At 37.0% G+C, this 15,454-nt stretch carries 13 protein-coding genes; 5 read left to right on the top strand and 8 right to left on the bottom strand.

Translation table 11 applies throughout. From position 1 onward, the window contains the following. Positions 1–92 precede the first annotated feature (92 nt). Positions 93–2,729 carry a penicillin-binding protein 1A gene (locus tag Q4496_RS09735; RefSeq protein ID WP_303610374.1) on the top strand — a complete coding sequence of 879 codons (2,637 nt, stop codon included), beginning with the start codon at positions 93–95 and terminating at the stop codon, positions 2,727–2,729. Positions 2,730–2,826: 97 nt separating this feature from the next. On the opposite strand, the gene Q4496_RS09740 is transcribed toward Q4496_RS09735, so the two are convergent. The 7 genes from Q4496_RS09740 to argC form a co-directional block, all read right to left on the bottom strand. Continuing rightward, positions 2,827–3,147 (bottom strand): hypothetical protein, encoded by a 321-nt coding sequence (locus Q4496_RS09740; RefSeq protein WP_215973203.1) that lies wholly within the window; start codon positions 3,145–3,147, stop codon positions 2,827–2,829. A gap of 123 nt (positions 3,148–3,270) precedes the next feature. Beyond that, positions 3,271–4,581: an amino-acid N-acetyltransferase gene (argA, locus tag Q4496_RS09745; RefSeq protein ID WP_215973204.1), complete on the bottom strand. Its 1,311-nt coding sequence runs from the start codon at positions 4,579–4,581 to the stop codon at positions 3,271–3,273. A 72-nt stretch (positions 4,582–4,653) separates the two neighbouring features. Next, entirely contained in the window at positions 4,654–6,582 is a 1,929-nt protein-coding gene (argH, locus tag Q4496_RS09750) for an argininosuccinate lyase (RefSeq protein ID WP_215973205.1), read from the bottom strand. 2 nt (positions 6,583–6,584) lie between these two features. Then, on the bottom strand, positions 6,585–7,829 hold the full coding sequence (locus Q4496_RS09755) for an argininosuccinate synthase (RefSeq protein WP_215973206.1): 1,245 nt from the start codon (positions 7,827–7,829) through the stop codon (positions 6,585–6,587). 104 nt (positions 7,830–7,933) lie between these two features. Next, on the bottom strand, positions 7,934–8,863 hold the full coding sequence (locus tag Q4496_RS09760) for an ornithine carbamoyltransferase (protein ID WP_303602252.1): 930 nt from the start codon (positions 8,861–8,863) through the stop codon (positions 7,934–7,936). 87 nt (positions 8,864–8,950) lie between these two features. Next, the gene (gene argB, locus Q4496_RS09765; RefSeq protein WP_215973207.1) at positions 8,951–9,730 is read right to left on the bottom strand and encodes an acetylglutamate kinase; all 780 of its coding nucleotides are present in this window, start codon (positions 9,728–9,730) and stop codon (positions 8,951–8,953) included. 111 nt (positions 9,731–9,841) lie between these two features. Continuing rightward, entirely contained in the window at positions 9,842–10,888 is a 1,047-nt protein-coding gene (argC, locus tag Q4496_RS09770; protein ID WP_303610375.1) for an N-acetyl-gamma-glutamyl-phosphate reductase, read from the bottom strand. 269 nt (positions 10,889–11,157) lie between these two features. Here argC and argE point away from each other — a divergent pair, with 269 nt between their 5' ends. From argE to sodX, 4 genes are all read left to right on the top strand, one after another. After that, complete coding sequence (gene argE / locus Q4496_RS09775; protein WP_303610376.1) at positions 11,158–12,321, top strand: acetylornithine deacetylase; 1,164 nt, start codon at positions 11,158–11,160, stop codon at positions 12,319–12,321. Positions 12,322–12,790: 469 nt separating this feature from the next. Beyond that, the gene (locus tag Q4496_RS09780; protein ID WP_303610377.1) at positions 12,791–13,219 is read left to right on the top strand and encodes a hypothetical protein; all 429 of its coding nucleotides are present in this window, start codon (positions 12,791–12,793) and stop codon (positions 13,217–13,219) included. A gap of 46 nt (positions 13,220–13,265) precedes the next feature. Further along, on the top strand, positions 13,266–13,481 hold the full coding sequence (locus Q4496_RS09785; RefSeq protein ID WP_303610378.1) for a hypothetical protein: 216 nt from the start codon (positions 13,266–13,268) through the stop codon (positions 13,479–13,481). A gap of 184 nt (positions 13,482–13,665) precedes the next feature. Continuing rightward, positions 13,666–13,983: a nickel-type superoxide dismutase maturation protease gene (gene sodX / locus Q4496_RS09790; RefSeq protein WP_289847542.1), complete on the top strand. Its 318-nt coding sequence runs from the start codon at positions 13,666–13,668 to the stop codon at positions 13,981–13,983. Positions 13,984–14,022: 39 nt separating this feature from the next. Here sodX and Q4496_RS09795 read toward each other — a convergent pair whose 3' ends face one another. After that, the gene (locus tag Q4496_RS09795; RefSeq protein WP_215973213.1) at positions 14,023–15,411 is read right to left on the bottom strand and encodes a hypothetical protein; all 1,389 of its coding nucleotides are present in this window, start codon (positions 15,409–15,411) and stop codon (positions 14,023–14,025) included. Between the last annotated feature and the right edge of the window lie 43 nt (positions 15,412–15,454).

Consider the following 15,454-nt stretch of genomic DNA (forward strand, 5'->3'; position numbering starts at 1 on the left):
AGACATATTTTCACATAAATACATTTATTACATGGTTTTACAAGATATACTAGTATTATCTGACAATTTTTCCCATAAATAGAGTGATTGTAGTGTTTTCAATATCTAAAATTATTAAATCAGTTCTAGCTTTGTTATTTATCGGTATTTTAAGTATCGTTATATTGTATTTAACTTTACGCAGTGAGTTGCCTGAAATCAATTCTTTAGAAGATGTGCAATGGCAAACTCCAATGCAGATTTATAGTAGTGAGGGATTATTGATTTCACAATTTGGTGAAAAGAAACGCATACCTTTAACATTCGATGAAATTCCTCAACAACTAATAGATGCACTACTAGCGACAGAAGATGACAGGTTTTATTTTCATTTTGGCGTAGATCCTATAGGGATGGGCCGTGCAATATTAGGAAAGCTTACCGGTAATGATAAAGGCGGTGCGAGTACAATAACGATGCAAGTCGCTCGTAATTTTTTCCTCACCCGAGAAGTCACTTATACTCGTAAAATTAGAGAAATATTTTTATCGTTTCATATTGAAAGTTTATTAACTAAAAATGAAATATTAACCTTATACGTTAACAAGATACCTTTAGGTCATCGTTCTTTTGGCTTTGGTGCCGCTGCTCAGGTCTATTATGGTAAAGCGTTAAATCAACTTACCTTAGCACAAATAGCTGTGCTAGCTGGTTTACCTAAAGCTCCTTCGACATATAACCCTATCAGCCGACCAGATCGTGCCAAAATTCGTCGTACAACAGTTTTACAGCGGATGTTAGTAAGTGGCTATATAACAGATGAGGAATATCAACAAGCCAAGTCTGCGCCAATAACAGGTAAACCTCATGGTGCAGAAATAGAACTAAATGCGCCTTATATTGCTGAAATGGCACATCAAGAAATGATAGAGCGTTATGGTAAAGAACAAGCATATACCAGTGGCTTTAAAGTTTTCACTACAGTAACTAATAAATTACAAACAGCCGCTCATAAGGCAGTAACAGGTAATTTATTACGTTATGACCAACGTCATGGTTACCGTGGTGCTATTAGCTCACTTAGACCTGAGCTAGCTAACAATAAAGCGAATGATAAGTTTGACGCAACGCCAACACTAAACCCACTAACTGATGAAGAAATTTCAACAGCACTTGCCAGTGTCCATTCTTATCAAGCACTTGTTCCTGCTGTGGTCACCAAGGTGGATGAACTAGAAGTTAGTATTACTTTACGTAATAACAAGAAAGCGACTATTCCTTGGCGTGGTATGGCTTGGGCACGTCCGTTTATTAATGATCAAAAACAAGGCATTCCTCCTAAAAATGCCCATGAAATATTTCACTATGGTGATGTGATCTTAGTAAGTGCGCTTGCAGACAACGAATACAGATTAAGTCAATTACCTGTCGCAAGTGCTGCTATGATTTCAATATCTCCAGATGACGGGGCAATAAAAGCAGCAGTAGGTGGTTTCAGTTATAAACAAAGCCAATTCAACCGTGTAACTCAAGCGAAACGCCAAGTTGGTTCGAATATTAAACCTTTTATATATTCTGCCGCTTTAGAACAAGGTTTTACCCTTGCTTCACTTATTAACGATGCCCCAATTAATCAGTGGGATAGAAGCACAGGTGTTGTTTGGCGTCCGAAAAACTCACCTGAAACTTATGTTGGTCCAATAAGAATGCGTTTGGCTTTAGCGCAATCTAAAAACGTGATTGCGGTAAGGTTATTAAAAAGTATTGGCTTAGATGATGCTATAAACCATCTTTCTTCTTTCGGCTTTGCCCCTGATGATTTACCTCGCAATGAGTCATTAGCGTTAGGCTCGGCTTCATTAACTCCGATAGAAGTGGTTACTGGTTTTGCGGCCTTTGCCAATGGCGGCTATTTAGTTGAACCTTATTTAATTGACCGTATTGAAACCGCTGAAGGCGAAGTTATTTTTCAAGCTAACCCAGCTTTAGCCTGTGACCCTTGCGAGTTAGACAATCCCCTTGCTGAATTGAATCAGAATAATTTAGAGAATGCTGAGCTAGTAGAGGAAACCATCGAGAATACTGCTGAGTTGATGTCTTTAAATTCAAGCGATACTTTTGCAGAAGATGCTATAGAGAACAGTACGATAGCACCACAATTAATATCAGCACCTCGCGCTATTTCAGAACAAAATGCCTTTTTGATTACTGAAGCACTTAATAGCGGGATTTGGGGAGCAGATTGGTCAGCAGAGAATCCTTGGCAAGGAACTGGTTGGCGCGCAAGAGCACTGAAACGTAAAGATATTGCCGGTAAAACGGGTACCACTAACGAAGGCAAAGATGCTTGGTTTTCTGGGTTTTCGCGACGCTTAGTAACAACCTCTTGGATAGGTTTTGATGACCCAAGCCGTAATTTAGGTAAATCAGTATACAATAGCAACTTAGGGAAGAATCAAATAACCGGTACTGAAGCAGGTGCTAAATCAGCACAACCGGCATGGATAGACTTTATGAAAGTAGCGTTAGAAGATATTGAGTTTGAACCTTTTGAACCACCTGCTGGTATTGTTTCTGTACGCATAGATAAAGCGACAGGTAAGCTGAGCACTAAAACGAATAAAAGCAGTTTATTTGAATACTTTCAGGTAGGTACTGTACCAACTGAATATGTTAGTGAAGACAATAGTATTGATATTTTTCAGCATAACGACGTCATAAAACAAGAAGAAGCTGAAGAATTATTTTAAATAGTGATTAACAACAAGGTAAAGCTTGTTGTTAATCTATTGCAGCTGAACTAAGCCGCTGGCCAATAGCCTCTGCGGCTTAGCTTAGAAATAGTACTTATCTTCGCTTACCAGTATTTTTAGTATTAATTAACGTTCGTGCAATACTCAATAACTCAGGTGAAATATCGTCAGCTCCCTCTTTTATCAGCTTGGTTACATCCCCAGATGAAAACAAAGAGCCTCGCTCTGATTTTACTCCTAACGATCGAACAAAATCTTTTGTTTTACCAGTACTTCCCGTTTCAATATATTTAAAAATCACTTGTTCATTAAAGTTTTCAGGCTCTTTTTTTAGGGTCGCTACTTGTTCCGTTAATGATGCTATTTCCATCTCTAAGGTATTTATTAATTCAGATAGGTTTGAATGAGGTGTCATTGGTTATTTAACTCTTATAAGGGTTAGCTGAGTAACCTGAGGTCAGGTTCAGTAGATAGCAGTATTGTACAATGAATAGAAGTAGGTATATAGCTTATACCTACTTTTCAGGACGAGGTGAAATTAAATTTCTTTAATGAAGACTTTAGACTTACGCTGAAAGTTATACAATTTTTGTTTACCTTCGGGTAGTTTATCCATAGGTTGCTCAATAAAACCTTGTTCTTGAAACCAATGACCACTTACCGTTGTTAACACAAAAATTGCAGAAAGTTCCTGTTGTTTAGCTTCTTCTTCTAAAGCCGAGATTAAACGCCCGCCACGATTACCCTTGCGATAATCTGGATGTATCGCAACACAAGCCACCTCACCCATTTTTGCATCAGGGTATGGGTATAGTGCTGCACAAGCAATAATCATGTCTTCTTTTTTAAGTACAATAAATTGGTCTATTTCAACTTCAAGTAATTCACGAGAGCGTTTAACCAAAACGCCTTCAGCTTCAAGTGGAGCCAATAAATCTAAAATTCCAGCAACATCATCAATAGTCGCTGTAGATAATTCTTCTTTGTGATCTTTCGCAATAAGGGTTCCGGCACCATCACGCGTAAATAACTCTTGTAATAATGCGGTATCGCTTTGGTAACTTACGCAATGACAACGTTCAACGCCATTTTCTCCACTTTGAATAATGGCACGAAGTAATAACTGACGTACATGGCAGTCTTTGTCATCAAGTAAGGTTTTAACACGACGTACACTACAACTTTTGATCAAACTACCAAATTCATCGAGCAAGCCTTCATCTTCGGTTAATGTGATCAGTTTATCAGCATTTAAGTTAATTGCCGTTTGTGCAGCGACATCTTCTAAGGCTAAATTAAAGACTTCACCTGTGGGTGAATAACCGATAGGAGATAACAGTACAATAGACCCATAATTTAACTGCATATTTATGCCGTCAGAATCTATTCTACGAACAGAACCAGTGTATTTATAGTCAACACCATCACGAACACCCATAGGCTTAGCAATAACAAAATTACCGGTACTTACTCTAATTTGTGAGCCATGCATTGGTGAATTCGCAAGCCCGGTGGTGAGTAAGGCTTCAATATGTAAACGTAATGAGCCAGTAGCATCTTTTACTGCGCTAAGCGTATCAGCATCCGTAACACGAATATTATTTTCCATAATTCGTTCGATATTACGTTGAGCCATACGCTCTTCAATTTGTGGCCGCGCTCCATGCACAACAACAAGTTTGACACCTAAGCTTCTTAATAGTGAAATATCATGAATAATATTTGCGAAGTTAGGGTGTAAAACAGCTTCACCACCAAACATTAATACAACAGTTTTACCACGATGAGCATTTATATAAGGTGCCGCATTTCTAAACCATTTAACGTAATTTTGATCGCTATTATTCATGTTTCATTCTTTAACTTTAAGTGTTTCAAGTAAACTAAAAGCGCTAACCTTTCCATAATTGAAGCGTGTTAGCTATTTTCCCTGACCAACAATATATTCCATCGCGATCTCATCAGCAGGATCTTTATCTGGTGTTGGTTCACTATCTTCAATAATATTCTCAGCTAACGAGCTTTTATCAATGGCACTAAAACCTAACTTCGCAAAATAGTCAGGAATATAAGTTAAAACAATAATTTGTTTTAACTCCATTTGATAAGCAAACTCAAGTAAGTATTGAACTAATGCGCCACCTTGTCCTTGATTTTTAGCTGATTCATCAACCACAACTGAGCGAATTTCAGCAAGCCCTGTTTGATAGATATAAAGAGAAGCACAGCCAACAACAACGCCATCAAGTTCTGCTACGACAAAGTTTTGAACATCATGAATAATATTATCAAGCGTTCGTGGCAATATTTCACCTTTATCCGCTTGTACATTCACTAATTGATGTATTTTATCTACATCTGACATTCGTGCTCTACGCACAGACATAGCAGCAGCTCGTTGAGCATTTAAACGCTGTTTTACTTGTTTAAGTGCTACTTTAATTTGCTGTTTACCTGGCGCACCAACCACTTGCTCATTCAAGATTTTTTCGTTACCAGTCGCTAACGCTTTTTCCACTTGTGAGCGTGAGGTACCACCAAGGGCCTCACGTTTATCTAGTGTTGATTCTATTGATAAGTGTTGATAAACATCTTGTTCAATTTTATCACTGAATTCTTGTAATCGTGAGATAGTTAAGTCTTCTAGTGGACAACCTTGTTCAATTGCAGCTAAGACAACTTCACCAACAATATGATGCGCTTCACGGAATGGAATGTCTTTACCCACTAAATAATCAGCAAGCTCTGTGGCATTAGCGTAACCTTGTTGAGCAGCAGCTAACGTACGGCTTCTATTTACTTTTAAGCCATCAGCAACTAATACAGCCATTTCCATACATTCTTGCCAAGTATCAAGTGCGTCAAAAAGACCTTCTTTGTCTTCTTGCATATCTTTATTGTACGCAAGAGCCAAAGCTTTCATGGTCGTTAACATACCTGTTAATGAACCAAACACACGCCCGGCTTTACCACGAATTAATTCACATGCATCAGGGTTTTTCTTTTGCGGCATTAATGATGAGCCAGAGCTAACTAAATCGCTCATTTCTACAAAGCCCGCTTCGCCTGAGTTATAGAAAACTAAATCTTCAGCAAAACGCGATAAGTGCATCATTGAAATACTAGCAGTAGCTAACAGCTCAATAACATGATCACGATCTGAAACAGCATCTAAGCTATTCATGGTTGCTGTTCTAAAGCCTAAACGACTAGCCAATGCATTACGATCAATTGGATAAGCAGTGCCCGCTAATGCGCCTGAGCCTAGTGGTGAAACATCTAAACGATATAACGCGTCTTTTAAACGACCAATATCACGATTAAACATTTCAACGTAAGCTAAACACCAATGGCCAAAAGTTACCGGCTGAGCGCGCTGTAAGTGGGTATAACCAGGTAATACCGTATCTTTTTCACGTTCAGCTAAATTCATCATTGCTTGTTGTAAATTAACCAGTGCAAACAATAATTCGCCACCAGTTTCTTTACACCACAGTTTTAAATCAGTAGCAACTTGGTCATTACGACTACGACCTGTATGGAGCTTTTTACCTAAATCACCTGTTTTTTCAATTAACTGAATTTCAACCCAGCTATGAATATCTTCAGCATCTGAAAGTAGAATCTGCTTCGGATTTTCTTCCACAGATTCTTTTAGTTCATTTAACGCCGCGACTAATCGGGTTAACTCACCATCATTTAACACGCCTACTTCATGAATAGCCTGTGCCCAAGCAATTGAACCGACAATATCTTGTATTGCCATACGGTAATCAACAGGTAACGAGTCATTAAACTTTTTAAATTGCACACTCGCTTTTTCTTTAAAGCGTCCACCCCATAAGGCCATTACTACTTCTCCTGATTTTTTTTGCTTAACGCAGTAATTCTGCTTGATAAACTAAATAAACGAATAAAACCTTCTGCATGTTTTTGGTCATAAACGTCATCAGCACCAAATGTTGCAAATTCTTCAGAATATAAAGAGTTAGGAGAACGACGTTGCGTAACTTGTGCCATCCCTTTATACATTTTAACAACAACATCACCTGTTACTTGCTCAGCAAAAGAAGCTGCTGACGCTAATTGCGCTTTAGCAAGTGGTGTAAACCAACGGCCATCATAAATTACATGAGAGAATTCAAGACCAACCGATTCACGATATTTTAGAGATTCTTTATCTAAAATAAGTGTTTCTAAGCCTTTGTAAGCAGCCATTAATACTGTACCGCCCGGAGTTTCATAACAACCACGAGACTTCATACCCACTAAACGGTTTTCTACGATATCAATACGACCAACACCATGTGCCGCTGCTTTCTCATTTAAGTAAACTAATGCTTCATAAGCACCAGCGCCTGTTGGCGAGAAATCTTTACCGTCTACAGCAACTAATTCACCTTTATCAAAACTTAAGGTTACACGGCCTGGTTCATCTGGTGCATCCATAGGATCAACAGTCATGGTCCAAACTTCTTTTGATGGCTCACACCACGGGTCTTCTAATTCTCCACCTTCGTGAGAAATGTGCCATGCGTTTGCATCTCGACTATAAATTTTTGTTAATGATGCTGCACAAGGAATATTACGTTCTGCTAAGTAATCAAGTAAGTCTTCACGAGAAACCATGTCCCACTCACGCCATGGCGCAATAACAGTAAGCTCTGGTGCTAAGGCAGCAAAACAAGCTTCAAAACGTACTTGGTCATTACCTTTACCAGTACAACCGTGACATACCGCATCAGCACCTACTTTTAAAGCGACTTCAATATGCGCTTTAGCAATAATAGGACGTGCCATTGACGTTCCTAATAGGTATTGACCTTCGTATACCGCACCTGTTTTAAGAATTGGGTAGATATAGTCTTTAACATATTCTTCTTTAAGATCGGCGACATAACATTCTGAAGCACCTGAAGCGATTGCTTTTTCTTTAATACCTTCTAATTCTTCTGCACCTTGACCAACATCAGCACAAAAAGCAACAACTTCACAGTTATCATAGTTTTCTTTTAACCATGGAATGATTGCTGATGTGTCTAAGCCGCCTGAATAAGCTAATACTACTTTTTTGATTTTTTTCTTTTGAATACTCATTTAATTTTCTCTAAATTTGGTTAAATAGTTCATAAATTATTGTTAAGCGTAATATCTCACACTTAAATTATCGGGTTTCAGCCCAACACAAACAGTGTTACTAATTACTTAGTAAATAGGTTTACTAAAACAGCATTTTGCGCCCACATTCTATTTTCAGCTTGCTGAAAAACTACCGACATTTCGCTATCGAATAACGCTGTCGTAATCTCTTCTTCTAAATGTGCTGGCTGGCAATGCATCACAATGTTTGCATCGCTATTTTTCATTAACGCATGATTGACTTGATAAGGAGCAAAATGCGCTAATAATTGCGCTTTTTTACTGTCATCTTCATCGCCCATAGAAATCCATGTATCGGTATAAATAACGTCTTGTGGACCCACTTTAGTAATGTCTGTCGTGATAGTAAGTTTCGCGCCAGATTCATTTGCTAGCACTCGCGTTTTTTCAATCATATCCGCTTCGGCTTCATAGCCAACAGGCGTAACTAAAGTAAAATCTACACCTAATATAGCAGCCATAATCATTAATGAATTAGAAACATTATTACCATCACCCACATAGGCTAATTTAACCTTGCTCAAATCAGCAGCGTTCCCTTCGGTAAAAAGCTCTGTTAGGGTAACAAAATCAGCTAACGCTTGGCATGGATGATATAAATCACACAACGCATTAATAACAGGCACAGTTGCATGTTCAGCCAAGCCTTGAATAGAGTCATGACTAAAAACTCGCGCCACAATGGCATCGGCAAAACAAGATAAGTTTTTCGCGTAATCACTTACTCGCTCACGTTCACCTAATTTACCATTTTGTTGACCTAAATAAAGGGCATGACCACCTAATTTGTTAATGCCCATATCAAAACTTACATGGGTTCTTAATGACGGTTTTTCAAAAATCATCGCAACAGATTTACCCGCCAATACTTGACTATAATCAGCAGGATTATTTTTGATATGAATTGCTAGCTCAATTAAGGCTAACAATTGCTTCTTATTTAGCTGATCGTCAGCTAAAAAATTAGAAATTTGTAGTGACTTGCTTTGTTGTAACATAAGTTTTTCTCGATTCAATTAATCTAACACTTTCTCTAATAAAGAGTTAATACGGCTGCACTAATCTGACAATATTTGTGTACCCATACCTTGCCCATTTAGCAGGCTAGGAATTTTCTCTGGCGATTGCCAACTAGCAACCGTAATACTTCGTCGTAATTGATTAGCGGCTTGTAGTGCGGCATTCACTTTTGCTGTCATACCACCAGCAATAACACCTTGTTCAATAAGATCTTTGGCTTGCGTACTATTAAGTGATGATAAATATTCACCATCAGCACCTTTTACGCCATTTACATCTGTTAATAACAGCAGTTCAGCATTAAGTAGCTGACAAATAGCAACAGCAGCATCATCGGCATTTACGTTGACTAGATCACCATTAGCTAAACACCCAATTGATGATACAACAGGTAAAAAATGACTATTAAGCAGCGCATCTAGTAATAAACTAGATTTAGGCAGTGGTAAACCAACCTCGCCTAGATCTAATTCAGATTTTGTACAAGCAATCATATCGCCATCTGCTAACGATAACCCTACTGCCGATAAGTTCATGCTACTTGCTGTGGCAACAATTGATTTATTTACCGTACCCGCTAAAGCACCGCTAATTAATCCAATTTGCTCTTTCGGAGTAACACGTAAGCCATGTTTTTTAACTGTGGTAAAACCTGCTTGCGCTAACATGTCATCAACGACACAACCACCACCGTGAACTAATACCACTTTAGCCTCAGTTTTAAGGTTAACAATCACCGCTAACAATGCATCTAACGCACCGGATTTCTCCAGAATAGCTCCGCCAATTTTTATAACTAAAGGGTTGTGGTTGCTCATTTATCTTTTCTCTTATCTTTTTACTTATTGGATGCTAGGTTCAATACTAAAACATTCAAAATCAACAATTTCAATATGTTGGCTAGGTTATTATTAACAAGTGATTATGACCTAGCAATTACGAGCTAGCAAACTATATTCGCTTGGCAATCCAAGCTGAATATTAAAGCATTGAACAGCCTGTGAAGAAGCACCTTTAAGTAGGTTATCAATAGCACAACTCACCACAACTACGTGCTTTTCTTGATCAACTTGCCAATGAATATCTGCAAAAGGAGTGTGCGCTACATTATCTATTTGAGGCCAAGCATCAACGATTCTAACCAATGGCTTGTCGTTATAAGCTTGTTTAAATGCTATATCAACTTGTTCTGCGGTAACATCCGCTTTTAGCTGCATAGTCACAGTAGCTAGCAAGCCTCTTTTATAAGGCGCTAAATGTGGATTAAAAATAACATCAGCATGTGCTTCTTGAGAGATTTCTGGCTGATGTCTATGCTGTAAAATATTATAAGGTTTTAAACTGACTTCATTAAAGTTGGTCGCTAATGACGCATTTCTTCCTGCCCCACTCACACCACTGATACCATTGACGACAATTAATGAATTTTCTACATGAAAATTATTACTCGTGATAGGTTTTAAAGAAAGTAAGCTTGCTGTTGGATAACAGCCAGGTACAGCAACTAAGTCTGTATTAACAATATCTTCATGTTGCCATTCAGCTAAACCATATTTTGCTTGTGCTAACGCATCAATATTTGCATGTTCAAAGCCGTAGAACTTTGGATAATCATCAGCATTTTTCAATCTAAAGCCACCAGAAAGGTCAAACACTTTTACACCTGCATCAACAAATGCTTGGGCCCAATCGGCACTAAACTCATGTGGAGTGGCAAAGAAAACCGCATCTAAATCTGTAGCAGCATTTACGATATTATCGTCAAACCATTGCTGAGAAAAAGATTCCAGGGGTACATCACATATCCCCTGCCAGCGACCATGTAATTCGCTGAAAAGTTTTCCACAGGAAGAAGAGTTTTCTGATACAACAAGATGTTGTATTGAAACTTTATCGTGTTGGCCTAATAAACCAACTAATTCAGCACCGGCATAACCACTAGCGCCAATTACAGCAACCTTTTGAACTTCTGACACAATCTAAACCTTTTTATTCAGAAAACTATTAACGATACGGATTTAATAAAATAACCATTCTCTTATAACTAAAGTATCCAAGAGATATTAAAAAAATTCTCTATCGTCGTCGTATTTCTTGAACAATTAGCATTTTAAGTGGCCTTATTACAGCAGGTTATTTACACTATAAAAAGCAATTTAACAGCTCATGGGTAGTTATGCAACTATTAAGCATAACTATTTGGGCTTTTATTCAAATTATTCTTTTATAGTGCGGATCTTTTTATATGTCACAATTACCTAACTTCACCCAATCTTTGACTCAATTGATTGCTTGCTCTTCAATTAGTTCAACTCAACCAAGTTGGGACCAAGGAAATATAGAGGTAATTCAATTACTTGCGACATGGTTCGAACAGTTAGGTTTTGATATAAATATTCAAAAAGTTCCTAACACAACAAATAAATATAATTTACTGGCTAAACTTGGCAGCGGTGAAGGTGGCTTATTATTAGCAGGTCACAGTGATACAGTTCCGTTTGATGAAAGTCGTTGGCAGAGCGATCCTATGAATGTTATAGACAAAGATGAAAAGTTCTATGGTTTAGGCACCTGTGACATGAAAGGTTTCTTTGCTTTTATTTTACAAGTTTGTAAAAGCATTGATGTTAAAAAATTAAAAAAACCACTATACGTGTTAGCAACTGCAGATGAAGAAACTACCATGGCCGGTGCGCGCTTTTTTGGACAAACCCAAGACATAAAACCTGATGTTGCCATTATAGGTGAACCGACTAATTTAGTGCCTGTAATTATGCACAAAGGTCATATGTCACATCGTATTAGTGTTCAAGGCCAGTCAGGTCATTCAAGTAAACCAGCACTTGGGGTTAACGCCATTGAGATCATGTATGAAGTGATCGGTGCATTAATTGATTTAAAAGAAAAGTTTAACCTTAACTTTAAAAATGAAGCATTTGATGTACCAGCCCCAACGTTAAACATGGGAGCAATTAGAGGAGGTGATAATTCAAACCGTATTTGTGGGCACTGTGATTTAGATATTGATTTACGCTCTTTACCGGGTATGAGTGATAATGAATTACTGCAATGGTTAAGCGACGCGTTAAAACCGTTAGCTGAAAAATACCCTGCGCGTATCACTTTTGATGAATTACATCCTAGCTCACCAAGCTTTGAACAGAATAAATCACCAACTGATGACAATTGTATTGTATCTATTGCTGAGGAAATCAGTGGTCACACGTGCTGTGCGGTAAATTACGCTACTGAAGCGCCTTATATACAACAACTTGGCTGTCAAACCATTGTCTTAGGCCCAGGCTCGATAAATCAAGCACATCAACCTAATGAGTTTTTAGCCCATAGTGAAATAGACAAAACAGATAAATTATTAATGTCAATGATCCAGCATTACTGCCTGCGTTAGACTTTTATTTAACGATAATTTCCGTTCACAAATAACAACCGGTATACCACTATTGATGATTAAGCGTTAACAATAAGCTTAATCATCACCTTGTATTCATTAGCTTACTTATTTTTCACAGCACTTAATCACGGCTTAACACTCGAGATATTAAGGTATAAATAAGCTCACGCCTAAATAGCTCTGTTCTTACTATCCCTATTTCATTTTACCAGCCTGCTAGCTAGTGAAATAGTTATACCAATCTCACTAACTAGGTGATCATTTCTACTTGCTAAAATCACCAACCACACCGTTATTTATTTAGTAATTAGAACAACTCGTTATTAAAATAAATGCTTTGTATTTGGCTATTTTTTCTATGTATAAAATTGTTCTCTTAATTAATAAAACTTGCAAACACAAACGAGAATGATTATTATTTGATTAATTCAATTTTACTATTACCCATATGTTCAGAGGAGTAGCTATGCCTCAATGGCAAGACCTATTACACCAAGGTAACGATAACTTTCATAATAAACAATGGAAGCAAGCTGAGTACTGTTATAAAGAAGCAGCTTCCCATCTAGACTCTTTATGGTCTGCTAATCCAAAAAATGTTGAATTATTAATGGCATGGATTTGTGCTATTCATAATTTATCGAGTTTATTTGAAGTACAAGATAAAGCTGAATTATCACTGCAATATTTAAAAATTCCTCACGAGAGGATGCTATCTATTTATCAGTGTAATGAATATTGTGAAGACACTAAACTTATCGCACAAAACGCCCTTAAAATAACGTTTATGCCTATTTTAATGTTTTCTAAAAGACACCCTGTTTGCGATACCTGCACCCAATCGTTAGCGGCATTCCAATCAGAAATAGCATTAAATCAGCAAATTATTCATTAACTAGCTGATCACAATTAAATTTAACAATAACGTAAAGGACCATTGAATGACAGCACACGCTTTAGGGATATTTTGTATTAGCTTATTCATATCTGTTCCTGTTTTTGCTCATGTTGGTCATGATCATTCATCCATATTTGCCAATATTATTCATTTACTATGGTTAGCACCAATTTTTGTGACGTTAGCGATTTTATACACTAAATTTTTAACCAAAAATTACCAAATTAAGCCATCGAAGAAACAATTAAAGGAGGAATAAAAATATGTATTACCAACTACTTAATAAGCTAGACAAAAGATTTAATTTTGCCAGAGTTTCAGCCCTATGCACTATTCCTTTGAAAAATGATGCACCTATCAACGGTAAGCAAAGGTCGCATTTAAAAGTGAACCATGTGCCGCTAACAGCTGAAGTGAACAGTTATGTGCTTAGTGCTAAGTAGATGACTTTCTTTGGCTTAAAATTTTGGAAAGTAACGGGGCACAGTATGTTCCCTCGTATCCCACAAAACAGTTATGTGCTTGTCGGTGAATGGCGTATTTTTAAAAGAATAAAGCACAATCAAGCTATTCTTATTAACCATCCTAAATATGGCTTAATAATAAAAACTGTCGCAGTTATTGATAAAAACAATTTAATTTGGTGTAAAGGCGAGAATGCCACTAGTATGACAATTGAAAAGCTAGGTCCTGTCAGTCAACAACAGATAATTGGTCGAGTTATTAAGGTTTTTACTAAGCCGCATACTGATATGAACTAGTATGTCACGCTAACAAATAAATGATGTACCAAAGCAGAATTAAGACAAACTGAACGATCGACTATCTTCTTTATTCCATAGTTTTTGATTGGTTTTAACAGAAAAATATTCATTCGCATGCCAGCATCGTGGTAATAGATCGAGCTGTTGTCTTTCATGGTAATTTGAAGCTAATAATTCAAGAATTTCATTAAGGCGTTCTTTGCTCAACGTCGCTATTTTTTTAGCTATCTGTGGAAAATATAAATTATTACTTTTTTTAACCGTTATATTGTGCCCATAACCAATAAACGTTAAATGTCGTGTTGCAATACGGCATAGAGGGTTTTCGGGGGTTTCAGGATAAAGTCGATTAACAATAGCATACTCATAGCAATCTCCTAAATGACCCATTTCATCTTCTGGCATATAAACAATACCATAGCCTTGAGGGAACATACCGGTGATTTTATAAAGCGCATCAACCGCTTTTTGAGAGCAACTACCTAATTCAGCATTTTTATTTAATACCTGAAAAACTTGAGGTAATACCTTATAGTTGTAGGCTTCTTTCGTGGATAAAACAATAGAGACATAAATTTGAGGTACTTTTAGTAAGTTGCCAATCCCCTGCTCAGGCTTAAAACTGCTTTTAATTAACTTTTTGATAAATTGATGCTTAAGTTGTTCCTCAATCACAAATTGATCGCGTAGTTCTTTCGAATTTCCCGTATATTTCAAAACACCAATAGCATTAGATATATAAGAAAGTGTTTCTTTGTAGTTAATTTTTAGCAGCTTTTTTCTATCAGTAATATCTAAAATACGAAAACGATCTTTTTTACCATCTTCTCCACTAAAAATGACGCGCGCCTCAGGATGATGATGACCAATGTTTTGTAATAACGCGGCCATCAAAAGAGGTATTCTAACAAGCTCAGTAAAACGCTCCCGCTCAGCTTCATCCAACTCAACAAAAGACTTTCCGTTAAATTCAGTTAAAACTTTCACAATATAAGGATCGTTTAATTCATTATCGAGTAGTAATCTATCAAGTAATCGTAGAGATAAAATGGCTTTATAAAGCACTTTATTTTGTTCGTTACAAACAGCAACTTTACTGCCTTCTGTTGGGCTAATCAATTGAATAGTCCCCAATAGTCGTGCTGTTTTTCGGTTACTTTCTTGTAGCGTATCACCTTCTGCCAACTCAATAATTTCACAACAAATGGATTGCAAATGATTATGACGTTCTATTTTTTCTAGCTTATGTAACGTGTCACTTTCAGTGCTAGTTGTCGAATGTGATTCTACAAATTCATTGTTATCAAAGTAATGTATTGCTCGTTCAAGCAAAGAATCATTTAATATACTGCGCCCATAAATCTTCCCAACTAAGAGCTGCACTTGATTAGTATAATGTGTTTGATTATTAGGAGCTTTAGGCATTACTTTATTATTTAATTATTGAATCAATAAATGATAGTTAATA

This window comes from Colwellia sp. 5_MG-2023, assembly GCF_030547795.1.
In the GTDB taxonomy this organism is placed as follows: domain Bacteria; phylum Pseudomonadota; class Gammaproteobacteria; order Enterobacterales; family Alteromonadaceae; genus Colwellia.